The sequence below is a fragment of the Variovorax sp. OK605 genome, assembly GCF_900115445.1.
Lineage (GTDB): Bacteria > Pseudomonadota > Gammaproteobacteria > Burkholderiales > Burkholderiaceae_C > Variovorax.
Genome location: NZ_FOWL01000008.1, coordinates 244,689 through 260,484 on the forward strand (window position 1 = coordinate 244,689; position 15,796 = coordinate 260,484).

At 67.6% G+C, this 15,796-nt stretch carries 14 protein-coding genes and 1 tRNA gene; 6 read left to right on the forward strand and 9 right to left on the reverse strand.

The window, feature by feature from the left end:
• Window positions 1-9 precede the first annotated feature (9 nt).
• Window positions 10-1,278, forward strand: coding sequence for an aspartate kinase (locus BM013_RS21960; RefSeq protein WP_093129765.1), 1,269 nt, complete (start codon window positions 10-12; stop codon window positions 1,276-1,278).
• Window positions 1,279-1,305: 27 nt separating this feature from the next.
• Window positions 1,306-1,398: transfer RNA gene (locus tag BM013_RS21965), tRNA-Ser, on the forward strand.
• Between the two features lie 118 nt (window positions 1,399-1,516).
• Here the strand turns inward: BM013_RS21965 and BM013_RS21970 are convergent.
• Window positions 1,517-3,487 (reverse strand): sensor histidine kinase, encoded by a 1,971-nt coding sequence (locus tag BM013_RS21970; protein ID WP_093129766.1) that lies wholly within the window; start codon window positions 3,485-3,487, stop codon window positions 1,517-1,519.
• A 104-nt stretch (window positions 3,488-3,591) separates the two neighbouring features.
• Window positions 3,592-3,957 (reverse strand): c-type cytochrome, encoded by a 366-nt coding sequence (locus BM013_RS21975; protein ID WP_256221600.1) that lies wholly within the window; start codon window positions 3,955-3,957, stop codon window positions 3,592-3,594.
• Window positions 3,958-4,104: 147 nt separating this feature from the next.
• Here BM013_RS21975 and BM013_RS21980 point away from each other — a divergent pair, with 147 nt between their 5' ends.
• Window positions 4,105-4,776, forward strand: coding sequence for a hypothetical protein (locus BM013_RS21980; protein WP_093129767.1), 672 nt, complete (start codon window positions 4,105-4,107; stop codon window positions 4,774-4,776).
• 26 nt (window positions 4,777-4,802) lie between these two features.
• On the opposite strand, the gene BM013_RS21985 is transcribed toward BM013_RS21980, so the two are convergent.
• The 6 genes from BM013_RS21985 to BM013_RS22010 all read right to left on the reverse strand — a co-directional run bounded on the left by BM013_RS21985 (window position 4,803) and on the right by BM013_RS22010 (window position 9,271).
• Entirely contained in the window at window positions 4,803-5,459 is a 657-nt protein-coding gene (locus tag BM013_RS21985; protein ID WP_093129768.1) for a DUF7716 domain-containing protein, read from the reverse strand.
• 54 nt (window positions 5,460-5,513) lie between these two features.
• Window positions 5,514-5,702, reverse strand: coding sequence for a hypothetical protein (locus BM013_RS21990; protein WP_093129769.1), 189 nt, complete (start codon window positions 5,700-5,702; stop codon window positions 5,514-5,516).
• Between the two features lie 132 nt (window positions 5,703-5,834).
• The gene (locus BM013_RS21995) at window positions 5,835-6,641 is read right to left on the reverse strand and encodes a PPK2 family polyphosphate kinase (RefSeq protein WP_093129770.1); all 807 of its coding nucleotides are present in this window, start codon (window positions 6,639-6,641) and stop codon (window positions 5,835-5,837) included.
• A gap of 59 nt (window positions 6,642-6,700) precedes the next feature.
• Entirely contained in the window at window positions 6,701-7,138 is a 438-nt protein-coding gene (locus BM013_RS22000) for an RNA-binding S4 domain-containing protein (protein ID WP_093129771.1), read from the reverse strand.
• Window positions 7,139-7,181: 43 nt separating this feature from the next.
• Window positions 7,182-8,591 (reverse strand): sensor histidine kinase, encoded by a 1,410-nt coding sequence (locus BM013_RS22005; RefSeq protein ID WP_093129772.1) that lies wholly within the window; start codon window positions 8,589-8,591, stop codon window positions 7,182-7,184.
• The gene (locus BM013_RS22010; protein ID WP_093129773.1) at window positions 8,588-9,271 is read right to left on the reverse strand and encodes a response regulator transcription factor; all 684 of its coding nucleotides are present in this window, start codon (window positions 9,269-9,271) and stop codon (window positions 8,588-8,590) included. Before BM013_RS22010 ends, BM013_RS22005 begins: the two co-directional genes overlap by 4 nt.
• Window positions 9,272-9,406: 135 nt before the next feature.
• Here BM013_RS22010 and BM013_RS22015 point away from each other — a divergent pair, with 135 nt between their 5' ends.
• The 3 genes from BM013_RS22015 (at window position 9,407) to BM013_RS22025 (ending at window position 12,543) form a co-directional block, all read left to right on the forward strand.
• The gene (locus BM013_RS22015; RefSeq protein ID WP_093129774.1) at window positions 9,407-10,366 is read left to right on the forward strand and encodes a tripartite tricarboxylate transporter substrate binding protein; all 960 of its coding nucleotides are present in this window, start codon (window positions 9,407-9,409) and stop codon (window positions 10,364-10,366) included.
• 103 nt (window positions 10,367-10,469) lie between these two features.
• On the forward strand, window positions 10,470-11,018 hold the full coding sequence (locus BM013_RS22020; protein WP_093129775.1) for a tripartite tricarboxylate transporter TctB family protein: 549 nt from the start codon (window positions 10,470-10,472) through the stop codon (window positions 11,016-11,018).
• 1 nt (window position 11,019) lies between these two features.
• The gene (locus tag BM013_RS22025; protein ID WP_093129776.1) at window positions 11,020-12,543 is read left to right on the forward strand and encodes a tripartite tricarboxylate transporter permease; all 1,524 of its coding nucleotides are present in this window, start codon (window positions 11,020-11,022) and stop codon (window positions 12,541-12,543) included.
• A 126-nt stretch (window positions 12,544-12,669) separates the two neighbouring features.
• Here BM013_RS22025 and BM013_RS22030 read toward each other — a convergent pair whose 3' ends face one another.
• The gene (locus BM013_RS22030; protein WP_093129777.1) at window positions 12,670-15,780 is read right to left on the reverse strand and encodes an efflux RND transporter permease subunit; all 3,111 of its coding nucleotides are present in this window, start codon (window positions 15,778-15,780) and stop codon (window positions 12,670-12,672) included.
• Between the last annotated feature and the right edge of the window lie 16 nt (window positions 15,781-15,796).

Genomic DNA, 15,796 nt, shown 5'->3' on the forward strand with positions numbered 1-15,796 from the left:
ATTTCATCCATGGCATTGATCGTTCACAAATACGGCGGTACGTCGATGGGCTCGACCGAGCGCATCAAGAATGTCGCCAAGCGCGTCGCCAAGTGGGCGCGCGCAGGCCACCAGATGATCGTGGTTCCGAGCGCCATGAGCGGCGAGACCAATCGCCTGCTCGGCCTGGCCAAGGAGCTGGCGCCCAGCAAACCTGGCGTGGCCCACAGCCGCGAACTCGACATGCTGGCTTCGACCGGCGAGCAGGCCTCTTCGGCGCTGCTGGCCATCGCGCTGCAGGCCGAGGGCGTCGAGTCGGTCAGCTACGCCGGCTGGCAGGTGTCGGTTCGCACCGACAACTCGTACACCAAGGCGCGCATCGAGAGCATCGATGACGCCCGCGTCATGGCCGACCTGAACGCCGGCAGGGTGGTGGTCATCACCGGCTTCCAGGGCGTGGACGACGACGGCAACATCACTACGCTGGGCCGCGGCGGCAGCGACACCTCGGCCGTGGCCATTGCCGCGGCCATGAAGGCGAACGAATGCCTGATCTACACCGACGTGGATGGCGTGTACACGACCGATCCGCGCGTGGAGCCCGATGCGCGCCGCCTCACCACCGTGAGCTTCGAAGAGATGCTCGAAATGGCGAGCCTGGGCTCCAAGGTGCTGCAAATCCGCTCGGTGGAATTCGCCGGCAAGTACAAGGTGCCGCTGCGCGTGCTTTCGAGCTTCACGCCGTGGGACATCGACATCAATGAAGAGGCCAAGTCCGGCACGCTGATCACTTTCGAGGAAGACGAAAACATGGAACAAGCCGTCGTATCCGGCATCGCATTCAATCGCGACGAAGCCAAGATCTCGGTGCTCGGCGTCCCCGACAAGCCCGGTATCGCGTATCACATCCTCGGTGCCGTGGCAGACGCCAACATCGAAGTCGACGTGATCATCCAGAACCTCAGCAAGGACGGCAAGACCGACTTCAGCTTCACCGTGCATCGCAACGAATACGCGAAGACGATCGACCTGCTGCAGTCGAAGGTCATGCCTTCGCTGGGCGCCACAGAGATCGTGGGCGACACCAAGATCTGCAAGGTCAGCATCGTGGGCATCGGCATGCGCAGCCACGTGGGCGTCGCGAGCAAGATGTTCCGCGTGTTGAGCGAAGAGGGCATCAACATCCAGATGATCTCGACCAGCGAAATCAAGACCTCGGTCGTGATCGACGAAAAATATATGGAATTGGCAGTGCGCGCACTGCATAAAGCCTTCGATCTCGACCAACCGACCGCCTAAGTAATGGCATAATCGTGGCTTCTTTCAGGAACTGTGACCGAGTGGCCGAAGGTGCTCCCCTGCTAAGGGAGTATGGGGTGTAGAGCCTCATCGAGGGTTCGAATCCCTCCGGTTCCGCCAGATAGCAAACAAAAACGGCCCCTCACGGGGCCGTTTTTCATTTGTGCTTCCACACGCGTGACGCGACAGCACACGACGTGGCAGGCGTCTCTCTTTCTCCCTGCTCTCACTACTCGCGCTACGCCGCCTTGGCCTCCCGCTGCAGCGGCAGCCACAGCACGAACCGCGTGCCCGTCGGCTTCGATTCCCAATTCACCGTCCCTCGGATCGCCTGTGCACGCCGGCGCTGGTTCTGCAGTCCGCGCCCGGAGGCCGACGGATCGCTCGTCACACGCTGCACGTCGAAGCCCTGGCCGTTGTCCTCGATCGTCACCTGCACGCCCGCACCGGCCATCGAGGTGGCCACGCGGATCTCGGTGGCGCGTGTGTGGCGCAGGATGTTCGAGATGCTCTCCTGCACGATGCGCAGGATGTGCAGCGCGCTCGACGGGTCGAGCCACTCCAGCGCCGGCAGTTCCTGCACCTCCCAGCGCAGCGACACGCCCGTGCCTTCGAGCCGCGGCTCGAGCCGGTAGCGCAGCGTGGCGAGCAGCAGCAGCACGTCGGCCTCGATCGGCTCGAGCGAGTCGAGCGTGAGCTTCAGGTCGTCGAGGCAGCTCTTGAGAATCTGCGACACCTTGTCGTCGCTCATGCCGCCGCCTTCCACCGAGCGGATGGCGCTGATCAGCGACGAGCCGAGCCCGTCGTGCATGTCCTGCATCAGGCGTTGACGTTCGGCGCTGATGGTCTGCAGGCGTTCGATCTCGCGCAGCCGCTGGTGGCTGTGCTCGAGCTCGGCTTCGCGCTTGAGCAGCCGCTGCGCGAGGTTTTCGTTCAATTGCTCGACCGCGCCGATGGCGTGCACGTAGCGGCGGTACATCAGCGCGCCGAAGACGCTGAAGGTGACGGCGTTGGTGTACGCCCCCAGGTACCAGCCCTCGGGGCTGATGAAGTTGTTCTGCAGCAGCCAGTCGGTGATGCCCAGCAGCACGCAGATGCCGATGCCCACCGCCACCAGCCGTCCCTCGTTGGAGCAACGCCATGCACTGACGCCGCCCACCAGGCACACCAGCGTGCCCATCAGCGCCGCGACCGCATAGATCAGCGGCGTGACCTGCGGGGTGTTCTGCACGATCGCCAGCACGGGCATCGTGACGACGCCGATGACACTGGTGGCCGCGACCACGCCCCAGGTCAGCCACTTGAGCTCACGCCCGTGCAGTTGCCGCAGGAAGAAGTGCACCACCATCACCAGCCAGAAGAGCGCGTTGACGGTCAGCCACGCGAACCAGTCGTTGGCCACCGGTTGGCTCACGTAGAAATGCAGCCCCCGCATGAAGGAGCTGGCCGCGAGGTTGAAGAACAGCAGGTAGCCGGTTTCGTCGCGGCGCCTGAACCACACGAAGAGGGCGAACACGCCCACGGCCATGAAGGCCGTGCTGAGCATGGCGGGCAGTTCCTGCTGCAGCCACTGGCGCGCGCCATAGCGGCCTCGCAGCGATTCGACGGGGCCGATCCACAACGAGGACAGCGCAACCTGCGCGCTCTGCGTGTGTTCGAGCCGCAGCAGGATCTCGTGCGGTGGCGCGCCGCCCGCGGTGCCATGGTCCAGCTCCACCCACAGCGGCGTGCGCGTGCTGTTCCACAGCGGCCCCTGCTGCTGTGCGCGGTGAACCAGCTGGCCGTTGATGTAGACCGCGATGGTGCCGTCGGTCTTGATGCGCGCGCCGTACAGCGCCAACGGGCCGGCGGCGGCCGGCAGGTCGCGCGTGGAGAGCCTGATCCAGGAAGTGCGTGTCGTCCTGGTGGCGGCGCCGGAGCCGGCTTGCCGCAGCAGGGCGATCGGCGGTGCGAAGGGCAGGGCGATCGGCTGCCAGCGGCCCGGCAGGGCGTCGCTGTCCTGGCGCACGGGCGGCACGGAGAAGCCCGAGGCGTCGTCGACTTGCCAATCGGCGCGCGTCAGGTGCAGCAGCGTCTCGGGCTGCTGCAGGTGGGCCATGCTTGCGAAGAAGATGCCGATGACGCAGAGCAGCGCGATCGACAGCAGGAGCACCACTTTGGCGAAGAAGGGTGCCGGGCGGCTGCGCGAGGAAGGGGTGGAGGGATGCATCCGAAGGGAGTGCACGGAACGGTGCAGCCCAAGTTTCGCACTTTGTTACCAATCTGCGCGAATGCACTGCGGGCCTCGGGCCCCCAGAAGACGCCGAACGCGGCTCAGCGCGGCGCGTCAGGCTGCGACAGCACCCACTGCGCCAGCACCTGCGCGTCGGCCTCGGAGACCTGCGTCTGGCGCGGCATGATGATCCGGCCCCAGGTGCCGACGCTGCCGTCGCGGATCTTTCCGGCCAGGCGCGCCGGTGCCTCGGCATCGTTGCGGTAGCGCTGCGCGATCTGCGCGAATCCGGGGCCGACCTGCTTGTGGACCAGCCCGTGGCACGCCATGCAGGCGTTCTTGCGCGCCAGGTCGGCGGGCGGGGTTTGCGCGTGGGCCGCAAACGTCTGCGCGGACATCCACACGACCACGGCGATGAAAGGCGAGGCAGAAGAGCGCTTTGGTTTTATTCTGGGAATCATCGACATGGGTCTGGGCTGGCGAAGGGATCGTAGCCGCTGGTTCTCCGGCCGGGAGCGGCCCTGCGCCGTCGTGCGTCCGCGACAACTCGATTCAAGAGTAACTATATGTATGGTTAAATCCCGTCAACTATCGCGAAGAAGACGAGGGATTGCATGAAGCTGCTGCTGAGCATTGCGTTTGCCGCTGTGGCGTTGGTGGGTTGCGCCAGCGCGCCGCCACCGACGCCGACCGAACCTGGCACGGGCCGGGGCACCTCCTATGTGCCCATGGTGGCCATGGAAGGCGTCGACAAGGTCCGCTACGACAACGACGTGGCCGACTGCCGCACGGCAGCCAACCGCATCACGGCGCGCACCGAGACCGGCGACGCCATGTGGGGCGCGTTGGGCCTCGGCCTGATCACGGTGCACGGCCAGGGCATCGTCGCCGCAGCTTCCTACACCGGCATCACGGCCGCCATCATCGACTGGAACGGCCGACCCGACGCCGAGCTGATCGCCGAGCACCAGCAGATCGCCATCGTGCATTGCATGGCCAAGCGCGGCTATCGCAACCTCGACACGAACGTGCGCGACACGTTCTACGGCAACACCTTCGACCCCGGCATCGTGCTGAAGCCGCGCCGCACCGGCGTGGACACGTACAACGTCGAGAACCTCGCCAAGGCCGGCCGCTGCAACCTGCAGCCGCGCGCCGAACTCACGGCGAAGGGCCCCGGCTACGAGACCTACAACGTGCCGTGCGACAACGGCGGTACGTGGGCGGTGCGCTGCGAATTCGGCAAGTGCCGCGTGCTCGCGCAGGCCTTGATCCGACGCTCCTGAGTTTCCTCGAGCCGTCTCAGACGGGTTCAGGCGGATTCAGGCGGCAGCCATGCGAGCGACCGGTGAGTCGTTCGCTCGAGCGGCAATGACAGGTCGGCGAACTTCGCTTCGATCCTGTCCCGCGCGCGCCCATCGACGCGCATTCCCAAGGACATCGGCAACTGGCGGCAACGCGCAAGCGCTTGCGCCACGTTGATCTGCAGCAGCGCCGCGGTGGCCAGCGCCGCCTCGCCGACGCGCTCGGGTGGACATTCGGCAAGGCGCAGGTCGTATTCGGCGTAGAGCTCGCGCGAAATGCCGGCCTGTGGTTCGTTTCCAGCGCATTCGCCGCTGGCAAACTGGCCCAGGTCGAGAAACGCATCCTGCTCGTGATAGTGCTTCAACGCCGCCGCGAATTCCTCGAGCGTTGAAAGCGGCCGCTGCGTCTTCTGCACCGACAGCACGTCGGCAAAAGTGGCGGCTTCCAGGTAATGGCGCAGCCCGTGTTCGGCGGCGTAGGCCGGTATCTCGCCCCCGTGGTCGTCCTCGACGGGATCTTCTTCCTCGTCCGCGTTGCAGGACAGGAAGAAGCGGTTGTCGATCAGCTCGCCGCCGTCGCGGGCATAGACCCACGAAAAGCGCTCATACAGATCGGTGTCGTTGAAGCATGCAGCGAGCGCCTCGATGGCTTCGCGCAGGTTCATCAAGCGAGACATCTCAGGCGCCTCCTTCGCGCGAAGAAGGCGCCCGGCCGGCGATCAGCGCCAGGCGTAATGCCCGCGCACGAGGCGGCCGTGCTCGCGGTGCGCCGGCACCCACACCTTGTGCGGGCGATGGTGCGGCCGGTCGTAGCCGGGGCCGTGGCGCGGTCCCGGCTGGGCCATGGTGGCCGTGGAAGCGAAAGCGAGCGTGGTGGCTGCAAGAACGAAGAGAAGTTGTTTTTTCATGTTGGAGTCCTTCTGGTTGGTGCACCCGAATCGGTACGCAGCCCAGCTTAGTGGGGCGTCCGAAGCCGCTTCGTAGGCGAAGTCGCACTTTACAAAAGGGACACGCAAGGCCCGCTGCCAAGGCCTGCGCGCTCACTTGACGATCATTCCCTTGAGTGCCGGATCGGGCGGCGGCGCCTTCAGCTTCATCTGCCGCATCGTCTTCACCAGCAGCTGCGCAATCATCACGTTGCGGTGCCGCTTGCTGTTGGCCGGAATCACGTGCCACGGCGCGTGGTCGCTCGACGTGTGGCTCAGCGCTGTCTGGTAGGCCTGCTGGTAGGCGCTCCACTTGGTGCGCACCTCGAGGTCGTCCATGCTGAACTTCCATTGCTTGCCCGGCGTGTCGATGCGCGCCTGCAGGCGCTCGCGCTGCTCGTCCTTGTCGATGTGCAGCATGCACTTGACGACGACCGTGCCGGTCTCCGTGAGCATCCGCTCGAAGTCGTTGATCTGCGCATAGCGGCGTTTGGTTTCCGCCTTGTCGATCCAGCCTTCGACCACGGGCACCAGCACGTCTTCGTAGTGGCTGCGGTTCCACACCATGATCTCGCCGGTGCGCGGCACCACCGCATGGCAGCGCCACAGGTAGTCGCGCGCGCGCTCGTCCACGGTGGGCGCCTTGAAGGCCGACACGCGCACGCCCAGCGGCGAGGTGCGCGAGAACACCCAGCGCACGGTGCCGTCCTTGCCGCTGGTGTCCATGCCCTGCAGCACCAGCAGCAGCTTGCGCTTGCCTTCGGCGTGCAGCAGGTCCTGGAGTTCGTCGAGCTCGACCGCCAGTGCGTCGACCTCCGCGCGCTGCGAGGCTTCATCGCCTTCGCAGAAGGGCGTGTCGTCGGGGTCGATGTGCGAGAGCTTGAACTTGTCGCCGACGCGGTATTTCTTGAAGCTGGCCATGAAGCAGGGACTCCGTGAAGAAAACGAAGCCGACAGCGTAAGCGATCAGCTACCGGTGGTCAGCGCTCGTCGTCGTCCGGACTGAGCGAAGCGCTCCAGCGGTTGTCCCAGTCGGCATGCTGGCGCACCGCGCCGTCGAGCTCGCGCCGGTCGCGCTTGGTGGGGCGTCCCTGCTCGATGGACAGGGCCGGCTCGCTGCCCGTGCGGCGCAGTTCGCGAAAGGCCGCCTGCGCCGCGATGCTCTCGGGCGTCTCCTCGTAGAGCTGCTGCGCCACCGGCGCCGGCCCACGCAGGCCGCTGATGCCGCGCACCGTCACGGTCCGCGTCAGCGGGCCCATGCGCAGGGCCACGGTATCGCCGGGTTTCACCTCGCGCGAGGCCTTGGCGACGTCGCCGTTCACCTGCACGCGGTTCTTGCCGATTTCCTCCGCGGCCAGCGAGCGCGTCTTGAAGAAGCGGGCGGCCCAGAGCCATTTGTCGATGCGCAGGCGTTCCATAGAAGGTGGAAAGTGGAGATGTGGAATTGTGCCGCGACCGCAGCTAGGCTGTCGACGGTTCCAACGGCCACAGCGGCAGCCGCACCACAGCGTCCAGCCCGCCTGCCGCGCGGTTGTCCAGGCTGATGCGCCCCTGCAGCGCCAGCACGATCTCGCGGCAGATCGCCAGCCCCAGCCCCGAGCCGCTCGACGTGCTGCCGGCGGAAAACGGCGCGAACAGGCGCTGGCGCAGTTCGTCCGAAATGCCCGGGCCGCTGTCGCGCACCGTCAGCACCGCCTCGTCGCCATCCGCTTGCACCGACACCGACAGCGCGGCGCCCACCGGGCTCAGCTTGATCGCGTTGTGCAGCAGGTTGCGCGTGAGCTCCTGCAGCATCCACTGGTGGGCCCGCACCCGCACCGGCCGGTCGATGGCGAGCTCGAAGTCGAGCGCCTTGTCGGCGACCAGCGGCGACAGGTCGAGCGCCATCTGGCGCACCACCTCGCCGAAATCGAGCGTCACCGACTCCGGCTGCTGGCGCAGCTGCTCCACCTTGGCGAGCGACAGCATCTGGTTGGCCAGCGCGGTCGCGCGCTCCACCGTCTGGCTGATTTCGCCGAAGGCCTGCTCGGGCGCCACGTCGCCGCGGCGCGCCGACTGCACCTGCGCCTTCAGCACCGCCAGCGGCGTGCGCAGCTGGTGGGCGCTGTCGCGCACAAAGCGCTTCTGGTGGTCGAGCAGCCCCTGCAGCCGGCCCATGACCTGCGTGGTGGCGTCGATCAGCGGGCGCAGTTCGCGCGGCGCGTCGGGTGCGTCGATGGGCGAGAGGTCGTCGGCCGGCCGCCTCTCGATGGCCTCGCCGAGTTCGCGCACCGGGCGCGTGGCGCGCTGCACCACGAACACCGTGGCCAGCGCGATCACGCCCATCAGCAGGAGCTGGCGCCACAGCGTGTCGACCAGCAGCTTGCGCGCCAGCGTCTCGCGGATCTCCAGCGTCTCGGCCACCTGCACCACCGCCATGCCGCGCCCGCGCGCGCTGGCCACCGGCTGCAGCAGCACCGCCACGCGCACCGGCTGGTTGCGGAACTGCGCGTCGTAGAAATCCACCAGCGCGGCGTACGCGCTGCGGTCGGGAATGCGCCCGCGCCAGAAGGGCAGCTCGGCAAAGCCCGAGATCATCTCGCCGTCGAGCGCCGACACCCGGTAGAACAGCCGGCTGCGGTTGTCGGCCTCGAAGGCCTCGAGCGCGGAGTAGGGCACGATGGCGCGCAACTGCGCCAGCTCGTCGTAGCCCTCCACGTCGAGCTGCTCGCCGATGGTCTTGGCCGACGCGAGCAGCGTGCGGTCGTAGGCCGTGGTGGCCGCCGCCAGGCTCTGGCGGTACACGCTCACGCTGTTGATCACGATGAACAGCGCGATCGGCGCGAGGATGCCGAGCAGCAGCCGCGCGCGCAGCGATGAAACGCGGGTCATGTCTCGGGGCGCAGCAGGTAGCCCAGGCCGCGCATGGTCATCAGCACGGCGCCCGTGCCCACCAGCTTCTTGCGCAGGCGGTACACCACCACCTCGATGGCCTCGTACTGCACGTCGGCCTCGCCCGGGAACACCAGCTCGAACAGGCGCTCCTTGGTCACGGCGTGGCCGGGCTTCATCATCAGCGCCTTCAGCAGCGCCAGCTCGCGCGGCGTGAGCTCTAGCAGTTCGGCGCGGTGGTAGATGGCGCCGTTGTCGGGCTCGAAGCGCAGGCCGCCGACCTCCTGCGGGTTCAGGCCCGCGTCCTGCCCGGCGACGCCGTGGCTGCGCCGGCGCAGCGCGCGGATGCGGGCCTCCAGTTCGTCGAGGTCGAAGGGCTTGGGCAGGTAGTCGTCGGCCCCGGCGTTCAGTCCCATGATGCGGTCGCCCACGGTGCCGCGCGCCGTCAGCAGCAGCACCGGCGTGCGCAGCCCTTCGGCGCGCGCCTGGGCCAGCACCTGCAGGCCGTCGAGGTTGGGCAGGCTCAGGTCGAGCGCCACCACGTCGGGCTCGACGGCGCGCCATTGCGCCACGGCCTCGGCCCCGTCGCCGCAGATGCGCACGTCGATGCGGCGCCGCCCGAGGGTGCGCTGCAGGGTGATTTGCATCGAGGGGTCGTCTTCGACCAGCAGCAGCTTCATAGGGGGACGGCGGGTGTGTTCTTCAGTGTTTTCCCCAGTCCGGCGGACAGCCAACTGACAGCGGGGCGGCGCATGATAGCGCTCAGGTTCAAGTCAGGTTCCTTTCAAGTTCCTTCCAGTTTTCAGGAGACAACAATGCGTCGCGATACCTTTCTGAAGTCCTTGGCCGCGCTGGCCGCCGCCGGTGCCCTGCCACTGTCGGCCCGGGCCGCTGCCAACGTCAAGATGATGATCCCCGCCAACCCGGGCGGCGGCTGGGACACCACGGGCCGCGCGCTGGGCAAGGCGCTGAACGACGCCAAGGTGGCCGACACCGTCACCTACGACAACAAGGGCGGCGCCGCCGGCGCGCTGGGCCTGGCCCAGTTCGTGAACGGTTCCAAGGGCGACGCCAACGCATTGATGGTCATGGGCTCGGTCATGCTGGGCGGCATCATCACCGGCAAGCCGCCGGTCAAGCTCGAGCAGGCCACGCCCATCGCGCGCCTGACCACCGAATACAACGTGTTCGTGCTGCCCTCGAACTCACCGTTCAAGACCATGGCCGACGTCGTGGCCCAGCTCAAGAAAGACCCGGGCAGCGTCAAGTGGGGCGGCGGTTCGCGCGGCTCCACCGAGCACATTGCCGCGGCCATGATCGCGCAGAAGGTCGGTGCCGACCCGTCCAAGATCAACTACGTGGCCTTCCGCGGAGGCGGTGAAGCCACCGCCGCCATCCTGGGTGGCAACGTCACCATCGGCGGCAGCGGCTACAGCGAGTTCGCCGAATACATCGCCGCCGGCAAGATGAAAGCCATCGCCGTCACCTCGGCCAAGCGCCTTCCGGGCATCGACGTGCCCACGCTGAAGGAGCAGGGCATCGACGTGGAAATCGGCAACTGGCGCGGCGTGTACGGCGCGCCCGGCATCTCGGCCGAACAGCGCAAGGCGCTGACCGACATGGTGCTGGCCGCCATGAAGAGCGCTTCGTGGGCCGAGTCGCTCAAGAAGAACGAATGGACGCCGGCCGTGCTGTCGGGCGACGCGTTCGCGAAGTTCGTCGACGACGACTTCGCCAGCCTGCGCGCCATCATGACCAAGTCCGGCATGGTCTGACCCCCGGCGCGCACCCCTGGCCCGCCCCACGGCGCGCTGTCCTCGCAAGAGACGACAGCGTGCCGTTTTCAAATCCAGTTCCACATTCCTCCCGGGAGAAAAAATGACAACTCCAGACTCCTCGGTCCCGCTCTCCGGCGAGGCCCGGCCTGCGGCCACATGGCCGCAAACCCTGGTCGGCGCCGGCGTCCTGCTGACCGGCCTGGCGCTGGCTTTCGGCGCCATCGGCATTTCTTCCGAAGCCGGCTACGGCGGCGTCGGCCCCAACTTCCTGCCGTGGCTGGTGTCGGTGGTGCTGGTGCTGTGCGGCGGCTGGATCCTCTGGGAAGCACGCACCGGCGGCTTTCGCGAGCTCGATGCGCCCACGGGTGCCGCGCAGGCCTACTGGCCCGGCTTCGTCTGGGTGTCGGCGGGGCTGCTGCTCAACGCGGCGCTGATCACCACGCTCGGCTTCATCCTGAGCTGCACGCTGTGCTACGTGCTGGCCGTGCAGGGGCTGCGCCGCGCGAGCGGGCAGGCCGGTGTGAACTTGCCGCGCACCTGGGCCATCGACTTCATCGCGGGCGCGCTGATCTCCGCCCCGGTGTTCTGGATGTTCACGCAATTCCTGGCCATCAACCTGCCTGGCCTCACCAACACCGGGTGGTTCTGACATGGAAATCTTCAACGCACTGATGGCGGGCTTCGCCACCGCGATCACCCCGATCAATCTGCTCTGGTGCCTGGTCGGCTGCGCGCTCGGCACCGCCGTGGGCGTGCTGCCCGGCATCGGCCCGGCCGTGGCGGTCGCCATGCTGCTGCCCATCACCGGCAAGGTCGACATCACGGCCTCGATGATCTTCTTCTCGGGCATCTACTACGGCGCCATGTACGGCGGCTCGACCACCTCCATCCTGCTGAACACGCCCGGCGAAACCGCCAGCATGGTGACGGCAATGGAGGGCAACAAGATGGCCAAGAGCGGCCGCGCGGGCGCCGCGCTTGCCACGGCCGCCATCGGCTCCTTCGTGGCCGGCACCATCGCCACCGTCATCGTCACGCTGTTCGCGCCCTTCGTGGCCGAGTTCGCGGTCAAGCTCGGCCCGCCCGAGTACTTCCTGCTGATGCTGCTGGCCTTCACCACCGTGAGCGCGGTGCTGGGCAAGAGCACGCTGCGCGGCATGACGGCGCTGTTCGTCGGCCTGGCCGCGGGCTGCGTCGGCCTCGACCAGATCTCCGGACAGGGCCGCTACACCGGCGGCGTGCCCGAGCTGCTCGACGGCATCGAGATCGTGCTGGTCGCGGTCGGACTGTTCGCCGTGGCCGAGGTGCTGTATGCGGTGCTCTACGAAGGCAAGGTCACCGAAGGCCAGAACAAGCTCAGCCGCGTGCACATGACCAAGCGCGACTGGAAGCGCTCCATTCCAGCGTGGCTGCGCGGCACCGCCATCGGCACGCCCTTCGGCTGCATTCCGGCCGGCGGCACCGAGATCCCGACCTTCCTGAGCTATGCGATGGAAAAGAAGCTGGTCAAGAACCCCGAGGACAAGGCCGAGTTCGGCACCAAGGGCGCCATCGAAGGCGTGGCCGGTCCCGAGGCGGCCAACAACGCCACGGTGACGGCCGCGCTGATTCCGTTGCTCACGCTCGGCATTCCCACCTCGAACACCACCGCCATCCTGCTGGGCGCGTTCCAGAACTACGGCATCCAGCCGGGCCCGCAGCTCTTCACCACCTCGGCCGCGCTGGTGTGGGCGCTGATCGCCTCGCTGTACATCGGCAACGTGATGCTGCTGGTGCTCAACCTGCCGATGGTCGGCCTGTGGGTGAAGCTGCTGAAGATCCCGAAGCCCCAGCTCTACGCCGGCATCCTGATCTTCGCGACGGTGGGTGCCTACGGCATGCGCCAGAGCGCGTTCGACCTGTTCCTGCTGTACGCCATCGGCCTGCTGGGCGTGGTGATGCGCCGCTTCGACTTCCCGACCGCCCCCGTGGTGGTCGGCATGATCCTCGGGCCGCTGGCCGAAGCGCAACTGCGCAATGCCATGTCGATCGGCGAGGGCAGTGCGGTGGTGTTCTTCCAGCGCCCGATGTCGATCACGCTGGTGGTCATCGTGGTGGCCGTGCTGGTGCTGCCGCGGCTGGCCAAGCGCATGAGCGAACGCAAGCTGAAGCGGCTGGCGCAGCTCGACGCCTGATTCGCCCCAAGTCTTCGCAGACCCTCGAAGGCGCCGCCTCGCACGTTTCGTGCGGCGCGGCGCCTTCTGGTTTTCGGGCCCGCTAACCGGTTGGCGCCGGCCCGGATGCGCCGGCGCGTCAGCGCATCAGTGCTGCGGCGTCTCGGCGAGGTCGTCGTCGATGTGCGGGTCCGCCGGCTGCCCGCGCAGCTTGCGCACGGTGCGCCGGATCCAGTGCTCGATGTCGTCGATGTAGGTGAACACGGCCGGCACCACCAGCAGGCTCAGCACGGTGGAGGTGATCAGCCCGCCGATCACCGCCATCGCCATCGGCGAGCGGAAGCTGGAGTCGGCCGCGCCGAAGCCCACCGCGATCGGCAGCATGCCCGCGCCCATGGCCAGGGTGGTCATGATGATGGGCCGCGCGCGCTTGTGGCAGGCGTCGCGCAGCGCGTCCCAGCGGCTCATGCCGTGGTCGCGGCGCGCCACGATGGCGTACTCCACCAGCAGGATCGAGTTCTTCGTGGCAATGCCCATCAGCATGATCAAGCCGATCAGCGACGGCATCGACAGCGCCTTCTGCCCGATCAGCAGCCCCACGAACGCACCGCCCAGCGCCAGCGGCAACGCGCACAGGATCGTCACCGGGTGCAGGAAGTCCTTGAACAGCAGCACCAGCACGATGTAGATGCACAGCACGCCCGTGAGCATGGCCAGCCCGAAGCTCGCGAACAGCTCGGTCATGACTTCGGCGTCACCCACCTCGGCAATGCGCACGCCGGGCGGCAGCTTCTGGATCGAAGGCAGTTTCTCGACCGCTGCCTTCGCGTCGCCCAGGCCCACGCCCGACAGCTCGATCTCGAAGTTCACGTTGCGCGAGCGGTCGTAGCGGTCGATCACGGCCGGGCCGCCTTCCATGGTGAGCGAGGCCACCTGGTTCAGCATCACGGGCCCGCGCGCGCCCGGCACCGACAGGCGCCCGAGCAGGTCGATGTCCTGGCGCGCCGAGTCTTCCAGCTTCACCACGATCGGCACCTGCCGCTGCGCGAGGTTGAGCTTGGCCAGCGACTGGTCGTAGTCGCCCAGCGTGGCCACGCGCAGCGTCTCGGCGATGGCCGAACTGGTCACGCCCAGGTCGGCGGCGCGCGCGAAGTCGGGCCGCACGGCGATCTCGGGGCGGATCAGGCTGGCGGTGGACGTGATGTTGCCCAGGCCGTGGATGGTGCGCAGGTCCTTCTCGACCGCGCTCGCGGCCGAGGCCAGCGCCACCGGGTCTTCGCCCGTCAGCGCCAGGATGTACTTCTCGCCCGAGCCGCCCAGGCCCACCGTGCTGCGCACGCCGGGCAGCGTCTCGAGCGCGGCGCGGATCTGGTTCTCGATCACCTGCTTGCGCGGCCGGTCGCCGCGCGGGTCGAGCTTGATCGTGAGCGTGGCCTTGCGCGTCTCGGGCGTGCCGAAGCTGGCGAACGGGTCGCCGCCCGCGCTGCCGCCCGCCACCGTGGTGTAGACGCTCTTCACGTGGGCGACCTGCATCACGCGGCGGCGCGTTTCCTCCGATGCCGCCGTGGTCTGCGCCAGCGTGGCGCCGGGCGCGAGCGACAGGTACACCTGCGTCTGCGAGTTGTCGTCCGGCGGAATGAAGCCGGTCTTCAGCAGCGGGATCATCGCCAGCGAACCGAAGAAGAAGAGGGTGGCCAGCACCATCGTCTTGAAGCGGTTGTGCGTGCTCCATTCCACCGCGCGCATGTACCAGCGCAGCCAGCCGGGTTCCTTCTCCGCACCGACGATGGGCTTGAGGATGTAAGCCGCCATCATGGGCGTGAGCACCCGCGCGACCACCAGCGAGGCGAACACCGCGAGCGAGGCCGTCCAGCCGAACTGCTTGAAGAACTTGCCGGCCACGCCGCTCATGAAGGCCGTGGGCAGGAACACCGCAATGAGCGTGAAGGTGGTGGCGATCACGGCCAGCCCGATCTCGTCGGCCGCCTCCATGGCCGCCTGGTAGGGTGTCTTGCCCATGCGCAGGTGGCGCACGATGTTCTCGACCTCCACGATGGCGTCGTCCACCAATATGCCCACCACCAGCGACAGCGCCAGCAGCGAGATCACGTTCACCGAGAAGCCCAGCAGGTGCATGCCGATGAAGGCCGGAATCACCGACATCGGCAGCGCCACGGCCGACACGAAGGTGGCGCGCCAGTCGCGCAGGAACAGCCACACCACGATCACCGCCAGGATGGCGCCTTCGTACAGCAGGTGCAGCGAGCCGTTGTATTCCTCTTCCACCGGGTCGACGAAGTTGAAGGCCTCGGTCAGCTCGATGTCGGGGCGCTGCACGCGCAGGTCGGCCAGCGCCTTCTGCACCGCGTGGCCCACTTCCACTTCGCTGGCGCCGCGGCTGCGCGCCACCTCGAAGCCCACCACCGGCTTGCCGTTGAGCAGCGCGGCCGCGCGCGGCTCGGCAATGGTGTCGCTGATGCGCGCTACCTGGTCCAGGCGCACGCGCCGGCCGTCGGTGAGCGCGATCTGCATGTCGGCGAGCTGGTCGGCCGACTGCACCGTGGCCATGGTGCGCACGGGTTGCTCGCTGCCGCCCAGGTCGAAGCGTCCGCCCGCGCTTTCGGTCTGCACCTGGCGCAGCTGGCGCGAGATGTCGCCGGCCGAAGCGCCCAGCGCCTGCAGCTTGGCCGGGTCGAGGTCGATGTGCACCTGGCGCGTGACGCCGCCCACGCGGTTCACCGCACCCACGCCGGGCAGCGCGAGCAGCTTCTTGGTGATGTCGTTGTCGACGTACCAGCTCAGCGCCTCGTTGTCCATGTGGGACGAGGCGATGGTGAAGGCCAGCACCGGCTGGCCCGCCAGGTCGAGCTTGGTGACCACCGGGTCGCGCACGTCGGCCGGCAGGTCGGCGCGCACGCGCTGCACCGCGGAGCGCACGTCGTCCACGGCTTCCTGCACGGGCTTCTCGAGGCGGAATTCCACGATGAGGGTGGCCGCGCCGTCCTGCACCTTGGTGGTGATGTGCTTCAGGCCCTGCACGGTGGCGATGGAGTTCTCGAGCTTGCGCGCGACGTCGTTCTCCAGCTGCGAAGGCGAGGCACCGGGCAGCGACGCCGAGACCGTGACGGTCGGCAGGTCGATGTCCGGAAAGTTCTGCACCTTCATCGCGTTGAACGACAGCAGCCCACCGAAGGTGAGCAGCACGAACAGCATCACCGCCGGAATCGGGTTGCGTATGGACCAGGCGGAAACGTTCATGGCGTGTCCTTTGAAA